The organism is Micromonospora coxensis, from assembly GCF_900090295.1.
GTDB lineage: Bacteria > Actinomycetota > Actinomycetes > Mycobacteriales > Micromonosporaceae > Micromonospora > Micromonospora coxensis.
Genome location: NZ_LT607753.1, coordinates 5,996,670 through 6,013,073, shown reverse-complemented (window position 1 = coordinate 6,013,073; position 16,404 = coordinate 5,996,670). Strand labels below are relative to the sequence as shown.

Genomic DNA, 16,404 nt, shown 5'->3' with positions numbered 1-16,404 from the left:
ATGCGACTGCGTTCGCTCGCTGCCGCCGCGCTCTCCACCGTCCTGGCGGTCGGCGCGCTCACCGCCGCTCCGGCGGCGGCGGCCACCGCCGACCGGTGGGGCTTCGCGTACGTCAAGGACCCGACCGTGCCGGCGTGGACGGTGCTCGACACCAGCCGGCAGTGGGGCAGTTGGAAGACGGCCTTCCCCGCCGCCTGGGCGCAGGGCGCCAAGATCGCGCCGGGCCGGTTCCTGGTCCGGTTCCCGCAGATCGGCGCCGGCTCGCGCGGCGTGCCGCACGTGACCCCGGTGAACCGGACCGGCCACTACTGCGAGGTGGTCCGCTGGTACCAGTCCGGGGCGGACCAGATCGTCGACGTGCAGTGCCACAAGCCGGGCGGCGAGCGCGACGACACGCCCTTCACCGTGCTCTGGACGACCAGCTCCGGGGTGCTGCCGGCGGGCACCTCCCACGCCTGGGTGCACCAGTCCGGCGGCGGGCTCGCCCAGTCGTACAACTCGACCGGCGTGGCGAACGGGGTGGCCCACCTGCTGCTCGGGCAGTACTCGGTGAAGCTGCCGGGGGTCGGGCTGGCCGGCGTGCTCGCCGGCGGTGTGCAGGTCACCGCCGTGCATCCGAACGCGGCGCAGCGCCGGTGCAAGGTGCTGCAGTGGTTCGCCTCGGGCGCCGACGTGGTGGTGTACGTCAACTGCTTCGACCAGGCCGGCGCGGCGGCCGACAGCGACTTCACCCTGTCGTACCACCGGGACCGGTCGGTGATCGGCTCGCTCGCCCCGCCGACCCGCTTCGGTCACCTGGGCACCGCCGTCGGCGGCCCGACCAACGACAACTCGGTGCTCGGCGTCGGCGTCAACAGCGTCGTGGCGATCGCGCCGGCCGGCCGGTACCTGGCCACGTTCCCGCAGCTCGGAGCCAAGGAGACGCACGCCCAGGTGGTGGCGCAGGGCAGCGGGTCGCACTACTGCCACCTGACCCAGCCGTGGTCGTACGCGCTCGACGCCGAGGTGGACGTCGTCTGCTTCGACAACGCCGGGGTGATCACCCCGCACCGGTTCCTGGCCGCCTTCACCTCCCGGATCTGACCGGGTGAGGCGGCGGCCGGCCGCCGCCTCACCCTTCCCGGGTGGGGTCGGCTCACCCGGCATCGGCGCAGCGTGGTGGTCCACCGTCAGCTCCGGCCGGAGGGAGGACAGCCCCATGACCATGCCGATGTCCAACGACCAGCGACAGCCGATCTACCTGAGGCAGAGCGGGCGCAAGCAGCTCACGCCCCGCCAGCGCCGGCGGGTGGAGCACAAGCAGGGCCGCATCGAGCGGCTCGGCGGGCAGCGCCGGGAGGCGCGCGGGCCGGGCCGCTGAGCGGGGCCGGGGCGGTCGTGGGCCGCCCCGGCGCTCAGCCGTCGGACGGCGGGGCGGTGATCGCCCAGCGCTCGTGGTCGCGCCAGGCGCCGTCGATGAACAGGTAGTCCGGCGAGTACCCCTCCTGCCGGAAGCCGAGCCTGCGGGCCAGCCGCCGCGAGGGCTCGTTGCCCGGCTGGATGTTCGCCTCCACCCGGTGCAGGCCGAGCGTGTCGAAGGCGTGCGCCAGCACCAGCCCGACGCCGGTCGAGGCGTGTCCCGTCCCGGCGTACGGCAGGAACGCGGCGTAGCCCATGAAACCGCCGCGCAACGGGCCCATGATGATCCCGCTGATGTTGACGTAGCCGGCGAGGCGCCCACTCGGCCGGTCGCAGATGAGGAAGCTCTGCTGGTCGCGGCGGCGGCTCTTGGCCAGGTACGCGGCGAACGCCTGTGGGGTGTCCGGCGCGGCGAGCCAGGGATGGTGCAGCTCGCGGCTGCGCCGGGCGGCGGCGACGAACTCGGCGGCGTCGGTGGGCCGGGGACGGCGGATGCCGACGACGCCGGCGGTGCGCAGGTGTCTCACGGCGGACCACTCTCGCGGGCCGCCCGCCGCGCTGTCCAGCGGGATACGACCGGACCGGCACGGCCCGACCGGCGGCGCTCAGCGCGACGGTGGCCGGTCCAGCGGCATCGGTACCTGGAGGAAGGTGGCGCCGCGCAGGTCCAGCCAGGCCCGGTCGGGAGCGCGGACCAGCCGCAGCATCACCTCGGCGCAGGACGGGCAGCGGGCCACCAGGCCGGGGGCGTGGGAGAAGACGTGCAGTCCCGCCACCGGGCCGCGCATCCCGCAGTTGTCGCAGCGCCCGGTGGCGGCGCTCAGGTCGACGGCGAAGAGTTCGCGCAGCGGACCGTCGAGCATGTTGCCGTCCAGGTAGGACAGGTCGGTCATCGGATCTCCTCGCCGTTCAACCGGTGGGGTCGAAGCGTTCGGTGCGCACCCGCCGGGTCGGGTGTCCCAGCCCGACCAGCAGGTCCGCGACGGTCTCCACGAAGCCGGTGGGGCCGCAGACGTAGCAGAGCGGCTCCAGCTCCGGCGGCCAGCCGTGGGTGTTGACGTCGGCCAGCCCGATCCGGTGCGGTTCGCCCCGCCACCCCTCGGGCGCCTGCCGGGTGTACACGTACGCCACGTCCAGGCCGTGGTCGTCGCGGACGCGGCGGCGCAGCTCGTCGGCGTAGATGACGTCGGCCGGGGTGCGCACCGAGTAGATCAGCCGGAACGGCGCCCGGCTGCCGGCGGCCCGCCGGGCGCGGACCATCGCCATCAACGGCACCACCCCGGAGCCGCCGGCCACCAGCAGCACCGGCGCGCTCTCCTGCGGCCGCCAGACGAACCAGCCGCCGACCGGGCCGCGCACCTCGACCGGGTCACCCTCGGCCCAGGTGTCGATCAGGTACGGCGACACCTCGCCGTCGGGCACCCGCTGCACGGTCAGCGCGATCCGTTCCCCGTCGGCCGGCCCGGCCAGCGAGTACGACCGGGCGGCCTGGTAGCCGTCCTCGGCGGTCAACCGCACGTCGACGTGCTGCCCCGGCAGGTGCCCCGGCCAGCCCGGCACGTCGAGGACCAGGGTCTGCGCGGTCGGGGTCTCGGCCCGGCGGTGCGCCAGCCGGGCCACCCGCCAGGTCAGCGGGGCGGCCACCGGAGGGCCGGTGGTGGGCGCGGTCACCTCAGTCGCCCTGGTAGCGCTGCTCGCGCCACGGGTCGCCGTAGTCGTGGTAGCCGGCCGTCTCCCAGAAGCCCGGCTGGTCGTCGACGAGCAGCCGGATGCCGCGCACCCACTTCGCGGACTTCCACAGGTACAGGTGCGGCACCAGCAGCCGGGCCGGGCCGCCGTGCGCGGCCGGCAGCGGCGCGCCGTCGTACGTGTGCACCACCCACGCCCGGCCGCCGCGCAGGTCGTCCAGGGGCAGGTTGGTGGTGTACCCGCCGTACGAGTGGACCAGCGCGTACCGGGCGGCGGTGTCCACGCCGTCGAGCAGGGCGTCCAGCGAGACGCCCTGCCAGCTGGTGCCCAGCTTGGACCAGCGGGTGACGCAGTGGATGTCCACCGTCGGCGTCTCCTGCGGCAGGCCGGTGAACTCCGGCCAGCTCCAGCGGAACTCCGCGCCGGACTCGGCGCCGAGCACGAACTCCCAGGTGTCCAGCGGCACCTTCGGCGTCGGCCCGGCCGACAGCACCGGGAAGTCCTCGGTCAGGTACTGCCCCGGCGGCAGGGCCGGCCCGCTGGAGCGGCGCCGGCCCTGGAAGCCCGGTGACACGATTCCCACCCGTCAGTCGTACCACCGCCGCCCGGCGGGCGGAGGCGTTCGCGGGTACCCCGGCCGGCGGCGACCGGGGGGACCGCCCGCGTCAGCGCCGCTCGGCGACCACCTCACGGTCGCCGGGGCGCTGGTCGCGGGTGGCGCGCAGGCTGGTGAGGGTGACCACCACCAGCACGCCGATGATGACGCCGAGGGAGGCCAGCGTCGGGATCTCCGGCACGCCCTTCCAGATGCCGTGCGCCCAGTGCAGGCCCAGCTTGACGCCGATGAAGGCCAGGATGACCGCCAGGCCGTAGCTGAGGTGGACCAGCCGGCTCAGCGCGGCGTGCAGCACGAAGTAGAGCGCACGCAGGCCGAGCAGGGCGAAGGCGTTGGTGGCGAAGACCAGGTACGGGTCCTCGGTGATGCCGTAGACGGCGGGCACCGAGTCGACCGCGAAGACCACGTCGGTGGCGAGGACCGCGACCACCACGAGGGCGAGCGGGGTGAGCGCCCGCCTGCCGTTCTGCCGGATGGTCATCTTCGTGCCGTGGTACTCGTCGACCACCGGCATGAACCGGCGCAGCAGCCGCACCGAGCGCATCTTGTTGATGTCGACCTCCTGCTCGTGCCCGGAGAGGGCGTCGCGCAGCAGCTTGATCGCGGTGACGATCAGGATGACGGCGAAGAGCAGGAAGGCGAAGTCGAGGGTCTGCAGGGCGGCGGCGCCCAGCGCGATGAAGATCGCGCGGAGCACGAGCGCGCCGGCGATGCCGTAGAGCAGCACCCGCTGGGCCAGCACGGCCGGCACCGCGAAGGCGGCCAGCAGCAGCATGAAGACGAAGAGGTTGTCGACCGAGAGGGACTTCTCGACCAGGTAACCGGTGAGGTACTCCACTCCCTGTTGCGAGCCGTAGCGCGCCCAGATCCAGCCGCCGAAGGCCAGCGGCAGGGCGATGTAGAACGCCGACCAGCCGAGGGCCTCCTTGAGCGAGACCTCGTGCGGGCGGCGGGTCACCAGGAAGTCGAGCACCAGCAGGGCGAGCACGCCCGCGATGGTGACCGCCCAGAGCGTGGGCGTGCCGACCGACTGGAGATCGGCGGCCAGGTACGACACATCCGTCATGGAGCCTCCTCGAACACCGTGCCATGTTCGAGGTCTCCTTCACCCACACTTCGTGGGCAACCACCCGAGGCGTGCCTGGAGCACGCCGTACTGACCGGCATGGTTCGTGGGAAGTACTCCCCTCGTGCGGTCAAGGTTAGGGCAGGCTCAGACCGGCCGCCAATCCGGCACACCAGCTGGTTGCCCTGGTCAACGGCTGTGTGCGTGTCCACGCGCCACCCCCTGCGGGACGCCCGCTCAGGCGCGGCGCAGCACGCTCGCGCCGGGGGCCAGCGCCGGCTCCACCAGCTCCCGGTAGTCGCGCGGGAACTGGCCCACCAGGTCGTCGAACTCGCCGCCGCTGACCGCCTCGCGCAGGGTGGTGAAGACCGCCCGTACGGCGTCGCGGGCCGCCGGCTCGTCGATCCCCGCCCGCCGCCCGACCCGGGCGACGAACTCGGCGGCGCCGAACCGGTCGGCCGCCTCGGTGCTCGGGGTGGGTTTGAGGACCAGTTGCAACGGCGTCGGGAGCTGGGTGGCGAGGTCGAGCACCTCACCCCCGGTCAACCGCTCGGTCAGCGTCTCCAGGGTGGCGTGGATCAACGCCACGGCCCGCTCGGAGTCGACCCGGCTGCGCCGGGCCACCTGGTCGACGAAGGTGTCGTAGTTCATCGGGCGCGCTCCCCTCGACGTCGGAGGGCTCGCGTACCCGCGACGGGGCGTCGGAAACGGCGCGGATTTCCGCCCGGGCGGCGCGTGAGGCCGGGCCGAGGGGGTAACCGGCGCCGGTCGTGACCGGATATCGAGGCGGCGAGGGAGCTCACGCCATGGCGAGTTACACCGACGTCCTGCAGTACCTGTCGAGCCTGGACTACCCGGCGGAGAAGGACGACGTCGTGCGCGAGGCCGAACGGGAGGGCGCGCCGCCGGAGGTGCTCCAGGCGTTGCGCGCGCTGCCGCCGGTGGACTACGCCAACGGCACCGAGGTGGCCCGCTCCGCCGGCATCGACGCCGCGCCGGAGGTCGACGCGTCACAGCGGGCCGCCCAGGCCCGCGACCGGCACCCGCGGGTGTCCCAGCACCTGCGCGGCATCTGACCCGTCCGCGGTGACGGCGGGCGGCGCGGCGGCGGGCGGCGCGGCGGCGGGCGGCGCGGCGGCGGGCGGCCGGCGACCCGGACGGCGGACGTGACGCTGCGGGGACCGCACGGGCACACCCCGGCCGCCGTCCAGCTGAGCGTGATGGGCGTGGTCGGGGTGGTGGCCGGGGGGCTCTTCGGCGCGCTGGTCTCCCCCGGCCTCGGCCCGCTGGTCGGCTGGGACGCGGCGGCGGTGAGCTGGCTGGTGCTGGTCTGGCGGACGCTGTGGCCGCTGGACGCCCGGCGCACCGGCGAGCTGGCGGTGTACGAGGACCCGAACCGGGCCGTGCGCGACGTGCTGCTGCTGGTGGCGTGCCTGGCGAGCCTGCTGGCCGTCGCGCTGGTGCTGATCAGCACCCGCACCGGGCAGCCGGCGCTGTCCAGGGACCTCTACGGCGCGTTGGGGATGGCGAGCGTGCTGCTGTCCTGGTGCGTGGTGCACACCGTCTTCACCACCCGCTACGCCCGGCTGTACTACACCGGCCCGGACGGCGGCATCGAGTTCAACCAGCCGGGACAGCCCTGCTACGCGGACTTCGCCTACGTGGCGTTCACCGTGGGGGCCACGTTCCAGGTGTCGGACACGAACCTGACCAGCCACGAGATGCGTCGGACGGTGCTGCGGCACGCGCTGCTGTCGTACCTGTTCGGCGCGATCATCATCGCGGCGACGGTGAACCTGCTCGCCGGCCTGGCCCGCTGAGCGGGCGCAACAGGCGGGCGCCCCCGGCCACGAACCGCGACCTGGGGCGCCACACGTACCTGTCGCTGGCGGGTCCACGCCCGAACCGGGTCGCGTACCGCCAGGCGGTGGATGTTCGCCCGAACCGGGCGGGCATCACTGCCACGCCTACCATACGGTATGACATCCTCCGTACGGCTGATTTTCGACGAAGTGTGGGCCGCGACTCACCGCGCCACCTCCGCGTAGCGCTGTTCCAGGTCGACCCGGGCGAGCGCGCCGACCAGCCACGCCAGCCGCTCCGACTCCCCGCTGCCGGCCAGCGCGGCCAGGTCGTCGGCGGAGCGCCCCAGGCCGAGGCGGCGGGCCGCGACGAGGGCCCGGCGGTCGGCGACCGGGGCCACCTCCCGCCACAACGCCTGCGTCTCGCGCAGGAACAGGTCGGCCACCTGGTCGTCCACCCCGGGCAACGCGGTCAGCAACGCCCGCTCCCGCGCCGGGTCGTGCCCGGCGGTGGCACGCAGCCGGCGCAGGTCGCCCCGATAGCGCTCGACGACGGTACGGGCCAGGTCGCCGAGCAGGTCGGCCAGCGCGTCGACGTCGCCGCGTTGGCCGGCCTCGCGCAGCACGCGCACCCGGTCGGCGTGCAGCGAGCGGGCCAGCCGGGCGGCGCTGTCCCAGCCGTTGTCCGGCAGGGCGTGGGCGGCGTCCAGGGCCCGCCGGAAGTCGCCCCGGCGGGCCAGCAGCACCGCCAGGCAGAGCAGCTGGAACAGGCTGGACGGATTGTTGGTGACCCGAAAGCCGTACTGCTCGGCGAAGCCCCGGCCACCACCGGCGAGCCGGCGCACCAGGCGCTTCCGGTCCTCGGTACCCGCGATCAGACTGGTCATACCGGCGACTACCCGTCCGGGCGGTGGGCACTCCTGCCGGTCAGCCGCGCAGGCCGCCGCGCCGGTCGCGGGCCTTGAGCCGGGTGGTCGGCATCTCCGGGGCGGGCAGCGGCGGGGCCGCGTCGTCGGCCACGGAGCCGAAGCGGCGGCCGGCCATCCAGTCGTCCCGGGCCGCGGCCACCTCCTCGTGCGAGCGCCCGACGAAGTTCCACCACATCACCAGCGGCTCCTCGAACGGCTCCCCGCCGAGCAGCATCAGCCGGCTGCCCGGGTCGGCGGACAGCGCCAACCGGTCCCGCCCCGCGCCGAGGTACAGCAACGCGCCGGGGGCCAGGGCCAGCCCGTCCACCTCCGCCGCGCCGGACATCGCCAGCAGGCCGTACTCGAAGTCGGGGCGCAACGGCAGCGTGGCCCGGGCCGGCCCGCGCACCTCCAACTGGGCGCCGAGCAGCGGGGTGTGCACCACCGCCGGGGAGCGCTCGCCGCCCAGCTCACCGACGAGCAGGGTCAGGTCCAGCTCGCCGTCGCGCCAGCGGGGCAGCTCGGCGTGGTGGGCGAAGTCGGCCGCGCCGGCCCGCGCCGGATCGGGCAGCGCCACCCACAGCTGTACGCCGTGCATCACCGGCGGGTGGGTCGCCGGCGACCGCTCGGAGTGCGCGATGCCGTGCCCGGAGGTCATCACGTTGAGCTGGCCGGGGCGGATCGGCCGGACGTTGCCGAGGCTGTCCCGGTGCACGATCTCTCCGTCGAGCAGCCAGGTGACGGTCTGCAGGCCGGTGTGCGGGTGCGGGGGGACCTCCATGCCGGGGCGCTGCGCCACGTCGTCCGGGCCGAAGTGGTCCACGAAGCACCAGGCGCCGACCATCCGGCGTTGCCGCTGCGGCAGCAGCCGGCGCACGGTGGTGTAGCGCCCGAGGGGGACGTCGTGACCGGGCAGCAGCACGCTGCCCGGGTCGGCCGGGGCCACGCCGGGCGGTCGGGTCTGCGCCGGCAGCGATTCGGTACGGTCCATCGCCCGACTCTATGCCGGGCCACCCGGACGACGGCGCGGACCGGCGATCAGTCGGGGCGCACCGTGACGGTGTGGGCGCCGGCGACCAGGTCGACGTAGACCCGGTCGACCGCGCGGTCCCAGTTCGGGGAGCTGATCATCTCGCCGGCGCCGACCCCGTCGCGCCGGTCGTCGTACAGGGTGACCTCGCCGGCGCCGGCGCCGACGCGGATACGGACCGGCGGCCGGCCGGGCGCGTGGACCACGAACTGGTGGACCCCGCCGGTCATCCGCACGGTGAGGGCGCCCCGGGTCTCGGGCAGGCGCAGGTCGATGCGGGCCGCGCCGCCGATCAGCTCCACCCCGGACAGCCGGGCGGAGGTCAGGTCGAGCAGGTGCTCGCTGACCCCGCCGATCAGGCGCAGCCGCCAGGTGACCCGGGAGTTGAGCACCACGTCGACGGCGCCCCGGCCGTGGCCGCCGGTCTTGACCAGGCGCACCTGCACCCGCTCGCCCCGCACCTCCGGCCGGGGCAGCACGACCGAGTCGGCCGGGCTGCTGATCTGGTAGAGGTCGTCGCCGAGGTCCTCGGTGCGCAGCCGGAACGACGACAACCCGTCCACCAGCTCGAAGGTGCCCCGCCGCAGGTCGCCCAGCGGGGCCGTCAGCGCCTGCTCGGCGGCCGCGGCCCGGGCCGTCCCGCCCCGACCGGGTGCGGCGGGGGCGGGCGTCGGCGCGCTCGGCCGGCCTCCGGAGAAGGCGATCCCGAGCCGGTCGGGGTTGGCCAGGGTGGCGGTCACCGCCAGCGCGCCCAGGGCCAGCACCACGATCGCGGCGGCGGCGAGCAGTCGGGCCGCGCTCGGGTACGGCGACCGGTCCGCCGGCTCATCGGTGGGCGCCCCGGTCACCTCGACGACCGGCGGCGCGTGTCCGGCCGTCTCCCCCGCCGCCGGACGGGCGTTGCTGTCCGGCTCCGATCCCGCCATGCGCGCCCCTCTCCCGGTCCCCGCAGGGCAGTACGTAAGCGACGGACGATCGGATCACCGGCGACCCCGCCGCGGCGGCGCGCGATGCGGCGGCGGCCCTCGTCGGGCTCGACCTCGTCGACGACGCCGATCTCCGCGGCGGCGGGACCGCAGCGGTGGGCGCGCCCGGACGGCCGGTCACCACGCGGGCGTACCGCGCCGGCCGGGACGCGTCGGTGGGTTCTCGCGCCGGGTCAGAGACCGGCGCAGGGTTCGCCGTCGACCGTGCAGCCGCGCGGCGACCGGCTGAGGGGGTCGGCGTCGCGGACGTCGAAGCGGATCGTCCGGGACCGCCCCGCCGGGACGGGCGTGCCGGTGAAGGTGACGGTCTCGCCGTCCTGCCGCCAGTCGGCCCCGCTGGCGCCGGTGACCGTGCCGGACGCGGCGAGCGTGACCACCACCGTCCAGCCCTCCGCCGGGCCGTCGCCGGTGTTGTCGAGCACCACCTCGCCGGTCCAGCCGAACAGCCGGGTCGAGGCCGTCTCGTAGCGGGCGCGTACCCCGGGCTGCGGGGTGACCGGTGCGGGGGTCCGGGAGGCCCGGGGCGAGGCGCTGCGGCTCGGGCGGGCGGTCGCCGCCGTGACGGAGCGGCCGGGAGTGGCCGGGCCGGAGGCCCGGGGCGGGCGGCTGGTGGTGGCGGCCACCGTGGGCGGCGGCAGCGGGTCGAGCCCGGCGGAGCGCTGCGGGGGGTCGGGCAGCAGGGCCCAGACCGCCACCGCGCCGCCGACCAGGACCGCGACCACCGCGCCGGCGGTCCACACCAGCACCCGCCGACGCCCGCGCCCCGGCGGCCGGTACGCCGGCAGCAGCGGCAGCTCCGCCGTCGCGGTGCCCTCGTCCCGGCGCAGGTCGACCTCGCGGAAGGCCAGCCAGTCGAGCATGGCGGGCAGCCGCACGGTCAGCGCCTGCTCGTGGTGCCGTTCCCGGTCGGCGCGCAGCCCGGCGGGCCAGGCGCCCTGTTCCAGGGTCTCGGTGACCGTCAGCCGGCACCCCTCGGCGGTACCGACGACGGCGCAGCTCAGCCGGCTGCGGCGGCCGGCCTCGTCGCAGCGCAGCACCAGCGACTCCGGCGCCCGCGACTCGACCACCTCGGCGTCGACGGCGGCGTCGAAGCCCGGCAGTCCGGCGGTGTGCAGCAGCAGCCGTCCCCCGGGCCCGGCGTCGACGTCGGCGAACCAGCGGGCGAGCAGTTCCCGGTCCGTCAGAGCACGCCAGAGCCGGTGCGGTGGGTGGGCCAGGTCGACCCGCGCGCCGATCTCGATCACGGGCGCGACTCTACGGCTCCCACCTGCCCGGGGACCGACGGGGATCGCCGCCGAGCGGGCCGGACGTCTCCTCGACGGCCCCGGGTCAGCCGTCGCGGGACCAGGACGACGCCCGGTAGACCGTCCCCCGGCCCGGTCCGGCGCTCTCCACCGCCACGACGCCCCACGGCGCCTCGTCCGGCTCGGGGGCGGACGCGGCGGCCCGCACCCGACGGGCCCGGCGAACCCGGCCGACCACGAACCAGCCGGCCGCGGCGACGCAGACCACGATGACCACCCGTTGCAGGGAGCCGACGTACGACTCGACCAGGTGCCAGTTGTCGCCGAGCAGGTAGCCGGCCATCACGAAGGTGGTGTTCCAGATCAGGCTGCCCAGCGTCGTGTACAGCAGGAAGGTCCCGATCCGCATCCGCTCCACCCCGGCCGGGATGGAGATGAGGCTGCGGAAGATGGGGATCATCCGGCCGAAGAACACCGCCTTGACGCCGTGCCGGAGGAACCACGCCTCCGTCCGGTCGACGTCGCTGAGCTTGATCAGCGGCAGTCGGGCCGCGATCGCCCGCATCCGGTCCCGGCCGAGGGCCGCGCCGATGCCGTACAGCACCCAGGCGCCGAGCACCGAGCCGAGCGTGGTCCACACGATCGCGCCGACCAGGCTGATCTTCCCCTGGGCGGCGGTGAAGCCGGCCAGCGGCAGGATCACCTCGCTGGGAATGGGCGGGAAGAGGTTCTCCAGCGCCACGGCCAACCCCGCGCCCGGCCCGCCGAGCCGTTCCACCAGGCCGGTCACGTGGCCGACCAGCCCGTCCGAGGGCGGCTCGGCGGCGGACACGACCGTGCGGGAACTGAGCGCCAGAGAGCTTGGGATCATGGGACAAAGCTACGAGGCGCGCGGCGGATCGACCACGCGATCCCGCCCACCGCCTCGCGGAGTCCGGATCCACCCGAAGGGGTCGCCGTGCGTCCACCGCTCACCGTCGCCGTCGCCCAGCCGCCCTGCGTGCCGTACGACGTCGTCGCCAACGTCGCGGCGCACGCGGCGGCGGTGCACGTCGCCGACGCCCGGGTGGTGGTCTTCCCCGAACTCTCCCTCACCGGGTACGAGTTGGACGCCGCGCCGCTCGACGTCACCGACGCACGGCTCGCGCCGCTGGTCGAGGCGTGCGCCGCGACCGGCGCCCTCGCCCTGGTCGGCGCGCCGGTCGGCGACGCGGACCGGCCGTGGCTGGGGATGCTCGCGGTCGACGCGACGGGCGTGCGGGTGGTGTACCGCAAGATGTTCCTCGGCGCGGCGGAGTCCGCGCGGTTCGTGCCCGGCGACGAGCCGGCGGTGTGCGACGTGGACGGCTGGCGGCTGGGCCTGGCCGTCTGCAAGGACACCGGCGTGGACGCGCACGCGGCGCGCACGGTGGCGCTCGGCGCCGACGTCTACGTCGCCGGGGTGCTGGAGTCGCCCGAGGACGCCGGGGTGCCCGAGGAGCGGGCCCGGCGGGTCGCCGCCGCGCACCGGGTCTGGGTGGCGACGGCGAGCTTCGCCGGCCCGTCCGGCAGCCGGTACCCGCGCACGGCCGGCGGCTCGGGCGTGTGGCGGCCGGACGGCACCGCGGTGGCCCGGGCCGGCGCGGAGCCCGGCGAGGTCGTGCGGGCCACGCTCGGCTGAGCGGCGGCCCGGGGCCGGACGCTGCCGGACCGGCCCGACCCGGAGGCGGTCGCCGGGCTCGACACGACGGCGCCGACGACACCCGGCCCGGTGGGCGAGCGGGTCGCGCCGGTCCCGGCCGGGTCAGTCGTCGTCGCCGCGCGAGCGGGGCCAGCCGGCGAGCAGGTCCCGCAGGTCGGCGGCGGTGCCGTCGTCGATCCGGTCCTTCTCCACCGCCTCGGCGAGGGTGCCGGCCAGCTCCCGCAGCCGCTTGATCCGGTCCTTGGGCTTGCCGTCCTCCAGCCGGGACAGCCGGTCGCGCAGCTCCTCGGCCGTCGCCGGGTCGACGTCGCCGGCCGCCTCGGCCCGGTCGATCAGCGCCGCGAACTCGGCGGCGAGCTGGCGTGCCGTACGGGGCGTGGGCCGCTCGCCACGGGACGGGGCGCTGGTGGTGGGCGGGGGCGGCTCGACGGTCGTCGGCTCCGGCACGGGCGTCGTGGGAGCCGGGGCGGCCGGGGTGGGCCGCTCGGACTCGTCGCCGTCGACGGCGAGCACGCCGACCAGGCCGACGAGCAGCGCGACACCGGCGGCGACGAGCACGCCGAGCGCCCGGTTCGACCGCCGGGGGGCCGGGGCCGGCGGCGCGACCCGGCCGGCGGCGGGCCGGGCCGCAGCGGCGGAGCGGTCGATCAGGGTGGGCGGATGGGCCGGCGCGGGCACGGTCGGCAGCAGCGCGGTCGGCGGATCGGCCGGCGGGGCGGCTCCGAACCGGCCGGCGAGCTGGGCCGCGGTGGGGCGGCGGGCCGGGTCGGCGGCGAGGCAGGCCATGGTCAGCTCGGCGACGTCGGCGGGCAGCCCGGGCACCCGCAGCGGCGGCACCGGCGGCCGCGCGGCGTGCACCTCCAGCGCGTCCTCCCAGGTCTGCACGGGCAGTGGAGGCCGGCCGGTGAGGGCGCGGTAGAGCAGCGCGCCGAGGGCGTACACGTCGCTGGCCGGGTTCGGCGGGCCGGGCGTCAGCCGCTCCGGCGCGAAGTAGGCCGGGGTGCCCATCATCAGCTCGCCCTCGGCGCCGGTCAGCGGGTGCCGGGGACCGGCGAGGGCGGCGATGCCGAAGTCGAGCACCTTGGCGCCGGTCTCGGTGAGCATCACGTTGGCCGGCTTGACGTCGCGGTGCACCACGCCGATGCGGTGCGCGGCGGCCAGGGCGGCGGCGATCTGGCCGGCGGTGCGGACCGCGTCGGGCCAGGCGAGCGGGCCACCGGTGAGCCGGTCGGCGAGGCTCTGCCCCGCCACCAGCTCCATCACCAGGTACGGCACGACGACGCCGCCGGGCAGGGCCGCCTCGCCGTAGTCGTAGACCTGGGTGACGTGCGGGTGGGCCAGCCGCGCGGCGGCGCGCGCCTCACGCTGGATCACGGCGCGCAGCTCGCGGTCGCTGGCGAGCTGCGCGGCGAGCGCCTTGACCGCGACGGGCCGGTGCAGCACCTCGTCGTCGGCGCGCCACACCTCGGACATCCCGCCCAGGCCGATCCGCTCGACCAGGACGTAGCGGTCGTGCAGGCGCAGGGCAGGCGTGAGCGAAGACATGGTGGTCCAGTCTGCCTGCTGTGCTGATCGCACACCAACCGCCGTGCCGGGCAGCGACCCGGATGGAGGGATTTTTCCGGAATTTCGGCGCACCCGTGCCGGGGATCAGGGCTTGCGGGCGACCCCGCCGTACATGCTGACCTCGACCACCGACGGACGCGGCTGCGGCTCGGACTCGGCCCGCCACTCGGCGACCGAGCGGATGCCCGGCTCGACCACGTCGAGGCCCGCGAAGAAGCCGGTGAACTCCTCCAGGGTGCGCAGGTTGATGATCCCGTGCGGGCCGCCGCCCTTCGCCGCCGCCTTCGCCTCCTCGGCGATCTGCGGGGGGAGGTACTCGTGGGTGGCGTGCGAGGCGGCGAGGTAGCTGCCGGGCGGCAGCGCGTCGAGCAGCCGGCGCACCGCCGCGTACGGGTCGTCGGAGTCCGGCACGAAGTGCAGGATCGCCACCAGCATCAGCCCGACCGGCCGGGACAGGTCGATCGTGCGCCGCAGGTCGGGGTGGTGCAGGATCTTCTCCGGATCGCGCAGGTCGGCGTCGATGTAGGCGGTGGCGCCCTCGGGCGAGCTGGTCAGCAGCGCCCGGGCGTGCGCGAGCACGATCGGGTCGTTGTCCACGTAGACCACCCGCGACTCGGGGGCGATCCGCTGGGCGACCTCGTGGGTGTTGTCGGCGGTGGGGATGCCGGTGCCGATGTCGAGGAACTGCCGGATGCCGGCCTCGCGGGCCAGGTAGCCCACCGCCCGCTGCAGGAAACGGCGGTTCTCCAGGGCGCTGGTCCGGATGGTCGGGAAGCGCGCGGCCATCGCGTCGCCGGACTCCCGGTCGGCCTGGAAGTTGTCCTTGCCGCCGAGCCAGTAGTTGTAGCGGCGGGCCGGGTGCGCCACCGAGGTGTCGATCCGGTCGCTCGGGTGGACGGGGTTCGGGGTGACACCCGGGGCGTCGGTGCTCACAGCTGCCTCCACGACCTCTCGCGCGACCCGCGACGACGGCGTCCGTCCACTGTCGTCGGTCGGGGACCATCGTAGTGGCATCCGGGGCGCCCGTGTCGCCCCGGGCGGGCGGTCAGGCCGGGTACAGCTCGTCGCGGATGCGGGCCAGGATCTCCGGCGTGCGCTCCGGCGGCGCGGCCTCCACGCAGAGCCGCTCCATCGCCACCGCGTAGTAGTCGAGGTCCTCGCGCTTGTCGAGGTAGATGGCGCTGGTGAGCTGCTCGATGTAGACGATGTCGGGCAGGTCGTCGTCACCGAAGCGCAGGATGGTGAAGGCGCCGCCGGCGGCGGCGTGCCCGCCGGCGGCGAACGGGATGATCTGGAGCCGGACGTGCGGCGAGCGGGTCGCCGCCGCCAGGGCGTCGAGCTGCTCGCGCATCACCTGCGGCCCGCCGATCGGCCGGCGCAGGGCGGCCTCGTCGACCACCGCCCACAACTGCGGCGGGCGCTCGCGGCGCAGCAGCTGCTGGCGGCGCAGCCGCAGCTCCACCCGGCGCTCGACCTCCTCGGCGGTGGCGTGCCGGTGGCCGAGCAGGACCACGGCCCGCGCGTACCCGGCGGTCTGCAGCAGCCCGGGGACGAACTGCACCTCGTAGGTGCGGATCAGCGACGCCGCGGCCTCCAGCCCGAGGTACGACTGGAACCAGCTGGGCAGCACGTCGCCGTAGCGGTGCCACCAGCCGGGGCTGTTCGCGTCCCGGGCGAGCTTGAGCAGCGCCGCCCGCTCCTCGGGGGCGTCGACGCCGTAGAGGGTGAGCAGGTCGGCGACGTCGCGCTCCTTGAAGCCGACCCGGCCCAGCTCCATCCGGCTGATCTTGGATTCGGAGGCGCGGATCTCCCAGCCGGCGCCCTCCCGGGTCACGCCGCTGGCCTCGCGCAGCCGGCGGAGCTGGGCGCCGAGCAGCATGCGCAGCACGGTGGGTCCGGTCGCCGGACCCCCCTCCGCGGTAGCCATCGTCACGTGCCGCCCTCCGCGTGCGCGCCCTACGTCGACCGGACAGCCCGACCCGACCGACGTGTAAGCATGCCATGGACCCACGGTGAGGTGTACTGGTCCACACGGCTGATTCCGTCCCGACGGCGGGAGCCGGCCGGTCAGTGGATCAGGTCGTCGAAGTCCCCGTCCCGGGCGCCGCGGACGAAGGCCGCGATCTCGGCCACGGTGTAGATCAGCGCCGGCCCTTCCGGGTGACGCGAGTTGCGCACCGCGATGCCCGCCCCACCGGGGAGCGCGGCCAGCTCGACGCAGTTGCCGCTGGGGTTGCTCCGCCGGCTCTTGCGCCACCGCAACGGCGGTAGCTGGGTGACCGGTACGCCATTCTCGGGCTGCTGCATGAGGGGTCTTTCTGTGCGTGGAGAGCCCGCCGGTGTCGCGAGTGGACGCCTGACGCGGCCAGTGCGGTCGCGACGCCGGGCCGGGCCGTGCTGCACGTGCATCTGCTATTG

At 75.4% G+C, this 16,404-nt stretch carries 20 protein-coding genes; 5 read left to right on the top strand and 15 right to left on the bottom strand.

Annotated features, from left to right (window positions below; genetic code table 11):
- Together GA0070614_RS27405 and GA0070614_RS30360 are read left to right on the top strand one after the other, a co-directional pair.
- Positions 1-1,083, top strand: a complete 1,083-nt coding sequence (locus GA0070614_RS27405) for a hypothetical protein (RefSeq protein ID WP_088978653.1) — start codon at positions 1-3, stop codon at positions 1,081-1,083.
- 115 nt (positions 1,084-1,198) lie between these two features.
- Entirely contained in the window at positions 1,199-1,360 is a 162-nt protein-coding gene (locus GA0070614_RS30360; protein WP_157745100.1) for a hypothetical protein, read from the top strand.
- A gap of 34 nt (positions 1,361-1,394) precedes the next feature.
- Here the strand turns inward: GA0070614_RS30360 and GA0070614_RS27400 are convergent, their stop codons facing one another.
- The 6 genes from GA0070614_RS27400 to GA0070614_RS27375 form a co-directional block, all read right to left on the bottom strand.
- Positions 1,395-1,925, bottom strand: coding sequence for a GNAT family N-acetyltransferase (locus tag GA0070614_RS27400; protein WP_088978652.1), 531 nt, complete (start codon positions 1,923-1,925; stop codon positions 1,395-1,397).
- Between the two features lie 78 nt (positions 1,926-2,003).
- A complete protein-coding gene (locus GA0070614_RS27395; protein WP_088978651.1) occupies positions 2,004-2,291 on the bottom strand; it encodes a DUF6510 family protein in 288 nt (95 codons plus the stop codon).
- A gap of 16 nt (positions 2,292-2,307) precedes the next feature.
- Positions 2,308-3,069, bottom strand: a complete 762-nt coding sequence (locus GA0070614_RS27390) for a ferredoxin reductase (protein ID WP_088978650.1) — start codon at positions 3,067-3,069, stop codon at positions 2,308-2,310.
- A gap of 1 nt (position 3,070) precedes the next feature.
- Positions 3,071-3,661: a sulfite oxidase-like oxidoreductase gene (locus GA0070614_RS27385; protein WP_197701502.1), complete on the bottom strand. Its 591-nt coding sequence runs from the start codon at positions 3,659-3,661 to the stop codon at positions 3,071-3,073.
- A gap of 91 nt (positions 3,662-3,752) precedes the next feature.
- Entirely contained in the window at positions 3,753-4,769 is a 1,017-nt protein-coding gene (locus GA0070614_RS27380) for a TerC/Alx family metal homeostasis membrane protein (protein WP_088978648.1), read from the bottom strand.
- 237 nt (positions 4,770-5,006) lie between these two features.
- Positions 5,007-5,420, bottom strand: a complete 414-nt coding sequence (locus GA0070614_RS27375; RefSeq protein WP_088978647.1) for a DUF2267 domain-containing protein — start codon at positions 5,418-5,420, stop codon at positions 5,007-5,009.
- A 155-nt stretch (positions 5,421-5,575) separates the two neighbouring features.
- Here GA0070614_RS27375 and GA0070614_RS27370 point away from each other — a divergent pair, with 155 nt between their 5' ends.
- Complete coding sequence (locus GA0070614_RS27370) at positions 5,576-5,845, top strand: DUF2795 domain-containing protein (protein ID WP_088978646.1); 270 nt, start codon at positions 5,576-5,578, stop codon at positions 5,843-5,845.
- Between the two features lie 90 nt (positions 5,846-5,935).
- A complete protein-coding gene (locus tag GA0070614_RS27365; RefSeq protein WP_197701356.1) occupies positions 5,936-6,589 on the top strand; it encodes a DUF1345 domain-containing protein in 654 nt (217 codons plus the stop codon).
- Positions 6,590-6,795: 206 nt separating this feature from the next.
- Here the strand turns inward: GA0070614_RS27365 and GA0070614_RS27360 are convergent, their stop codons facing one another.
- The 5 genes from GA0070614_RS27360 to GA0070614_RS27340 all read right to left on the bottom strand — a co-directional run bounded on the left by GA0070614_RS27360 (position 6,796) and on the right by GA0070614_RS27340 (position 11,610).
- Positions 6,796-7,458 carry a hypothetical protein gene (locus GA0070614_RS27360; protein ID WP_088978645.1) on the bottom strand — a complete coding sequence of 221 codons (663 nt, stop codon included), beginning with the start codon at positions 7,456-7,458 and terminating at the stop codon, positions 6,796-6,798.
- A gap of 40 nt (positions 7,459-7,498) precedes the next feature.
- Entirely contained in the window at positions 7,499-8,470 is a 972-nt protein-coding gene (locus GA0070614_RS27355; protein ID WP_088978644.1) for a pirin family protein, read from the bottom strand.
- Positions 8,471-8,517: 47 nt separating this feature from the next.
- Positions 8,518-9,435 carry a hypothetical protein gene (locus tag GA0070614_RS27350; protein WP_231933404.1) on the bottom strand — a complete coding sequence of 306 codons (918 nt, stop codon included), beginning with the start codon at positions 9,433-9,435 and terminating at the stop codon, positions 8,518-8,520.
- 233 nt (positions 9,436-9,668) lie between these two features.
- The gene (locus tag GA0070614_RS27345; RefSeq protein WP_088978643.1) at positions 9,669-10,739 is read right to left on the bottom strand and encodes an SRPBCC domain-containing protein; all 1,071 of its coding nucleotides are present in this window, start codon (positions 10,737-10,739) and stop codon (positions 9,669-9,671) included.
- Positions 10,740-10,824: 85 nt separating this feature from the next.
- Positions 10,825-11,610, bottom strand: a complete 786-nt coding sequence (locus GA0070614_RS27340; protein ID WP_088978642.1) for a DedA family protein — start codon at positions 11,608-11,610, stop codon at positions 10,825-10,827.
- An 87-nt stretch (positions 11,611-11,697) separates the two neighbouring features.
- Here GA0070614_RS27340 and GA0070614_RS27335 point away from each other — a divergent pair, with 87 nt between their 5' ends.
- Positions 11,698-12,399: a carbon-nitrogen hydrolase family protein gene (locus GA0070614_RS27335; RefSeq protein WP_088978641.1), complete on the top strand. Its 702-nt coding sequence runs from the start codon at positions 11,698-11,700 to the stop codon at positions 12,397-12,399.
- Positions 12,400-12,522: 123 nt separating this feature from the next.
- Here GA0070614_RS27335 and GA0070614_RS27330 read toward each other — a convergent pair whose 3' ends face one another.
- The 4 genes from GA0070614_RS27330 to GA0070614_RS27315 all read right to left on the bottom strand — a co-directional run bounded on the left by GA0070614_RS27330 (position 12,523) and on the right by GA0070614_RS27315 (position 16,293).
- The gene (locus tag GA0070614_RS27330; RefSeq protein WP_088978640.1) at positions 12,523-13,965 is read right to left on the bottom strand and encodes a serine/threonine-protein kinase; all 1,443 of its coding nucleotides are present in this window, start codon (positions 13,963-13,965) and stop codon (positions 12,523-12,525) included.
- A gap of 105 nt (positions 13,966-14,070) precedes the next feature.
- Positions 14,071-14,919: an SAM-dependent methyltransferase gene (locus tag GA0070614_RS27325; RefSeq protein ID WP_088978639.1), complete on the bottom strand. Its 849-nt coding sequence runs from the start codon at positions 14,917-14,919 to the stop codon at positions 14,071-14,073.
- A 112-nt stretch (positions 14,920-15,031) separates the two neighbouring features.
- Positions 15,032-15,913, bottom strand: coding sequence for a helix-turn-helix domain-containing protein (locus GA0070614_RS27320; RefSeq protein WP_088979703.1), 882 nt, complete (start codon positions 15,911-15,913; stop codon positions 15,032-15,034).
- Positions 15,914-16,053: 140 nt separating this feature from the next.
- The gene (locus GA0070614_RS27315; protein WP_088978638.1) at positions 16,054-16,293 is read right to left on the bottom strand and encodes a DUF397 domain-containing protein; all 240 of its coding nucleotides are present in this window, start codon (positions 16,291-16,293) and stop codon (positions 16,054-16,056) included.
- Positions 16,294-16,404 lie beyond the last annotated feature (111 nt).

What these genes read in the sequence shown, in the direction of transcription:
- GA0070614_RS27405 (WP_088978653.1), top strand. Translation starts at nt 1, where the DNA reads ATGCGACTGCGTTCGCTCGCTGCCGCCGCGCTCTCCACCGTCCTGGCG.
- GA0070614_RS30360 (WP_157745100.1), top strand. Translation starts at nt 1,199, where the DNA reads ATGACCATGCCGATGTCCAACGACCAGCGACAGCCGATCTACCTGAGG.
- GA0070614_RS27395 (WP_088978651.1), bottom strand. Translation starts at nt 2,291, where the DNA reads ATGACCGACCTGTCCTACCTGGACGGCAACATGCTCGACGGTCCGCTG.
- GA0070614_RS27380 (WP_088978648.1), bottom strand. Translation starts at nt 4,769, where the DNA reads ATGACGGATGTGTCGTACCTGGCCGCCGATCTCCAGTCGGTCGGCACG.
- GA0070614_RS27375 (WP_088978647.1), bottom strand. Translation starts at nt 5,420, where the DNA reads ATGAACTACGACACCTTCGTCGACCAGGTGGCCCGGCGCAGCCGGGTC.
- GA0070614_RS27370 (WP_088978646.1), top strand. Translation starts at nt 5,576, where the DNA reads ATGGCGAGTTACACCGACGTCCTGCAGTACCTGTCGAGCCTGGACTAC.
- GA0070614_RS27360 (WP_088978645.1), bottom strand. Translation starts at nt 7,458, where the DNA reads ATGACCAGTCTGATCGCGGGTACCGAGGACCGGAAGCGCCTGGTGCGC.
- GA0070614_RS27355 (WP_088978644.1), bottom strand. Translation starts at nt 8,470, where the DNA reads ATGGACCGTACCGAATCGCTGCCGGCGCAGACCCGACCGCCCGGCGTG.
- GA0070614_RS27350 (WP_231933404.1), bottom strand. Translation starts at nt 9,435, where the DNA reads ATGGCGGGATCGGAGCCGGACAGCAACGCCCGTCCGGCGGCGGGGGAG.
- GA0070614_RS27340 (WP_088978642.1), bottom strand. Translation starts at nt 11,610, where the DNA reads ATGATCCCAAGCTCTCTGGCGCTCAGTTCCCGCACGGTCGTGTCCGCC.
- GA0070614_RS27330 (WP_088978640.1), bottom strand. Translation starts at nt 13,965, where the DNA reads ATGTCTTCGCTCACGCCTGCCCTGCGCCTGCACGACCGCTACGTCCTG.
- GA0070614_RS27320 (WP_088979703.1), bottom strand. Translation starts at nt 15,913, where the DNA reads ATGGCTACCGCGGAGGGGGGTCCGGCGACCGGACCCACCGTGCTGCGC.
- GA0070614_RS27315 (WP_088978638.1), bottom strand. Translation starts at nt 16,293, where the DNA reads ATGCAGCAGCCCGAGAATGGCGTACCGGTCACCCAGCTACCGCCGTTG.